The sequence below is a fragment of the Marinomonas hwangdonensis genome, from assembly GCF_003721245.1.
Classification (GTDB): Bacteria; Pseudomonadota; Gammaproteobacteria; order Pseudomonadales; family Marinomonadaceae; genus Marinomonas; species Marinomonas hwangdonensis.
In genome coordinates this window covers 1-304 of record NZ_RIZG01000025.1, presented here as the reverse complement: position 1 = coordinate 304, position 304 = coordinate 1, and the positions used below count along the sequence as shown (strand labels likewise).

At 50.0% G+C, this 304-nt stretch carries 1 protein-coding gene; it reads right to left on the bottom strand.

Features of this window, described 5'->3' with window-relative positions; translation table 11 throughout:
• A partial coding sequence (locus tag EBI00_RS16015; protein WP_158600781.1) for a hypothetical protein occupies nucleotides 1-304 on the bottom strand: 304 nt, incomplete at both ends.

The following is a 304-nucleotide window of genomic DNA, read 5'->3' as shown; positions in this document are numbered from 1 at the left end:
CCAAGTAGGTTGACATTTTGCCCGCCCGTGATGGCCGTACCATCGGCTTGTGTTACGGCACCTGTACTGGATAACTGAATAGCGCCTGTAGTGGAAATATTTCCTAAAGTGAAGCTAGTACCTTGGAAGTTCAATGTGCTGCTGGTGGCCGCTAATTGGCCGATCGCATTGTCAGCATTATTTAACGTGTGGGCCCCACCACCAAGCAACGTCAAGTTTTGATCACCGGTAATGGCACCTGTTTGAGTAATGGTGCCTGTGGTGTGCAGTGTCAATGCATCGTTCAAAGCGGTTGCGCCAACAT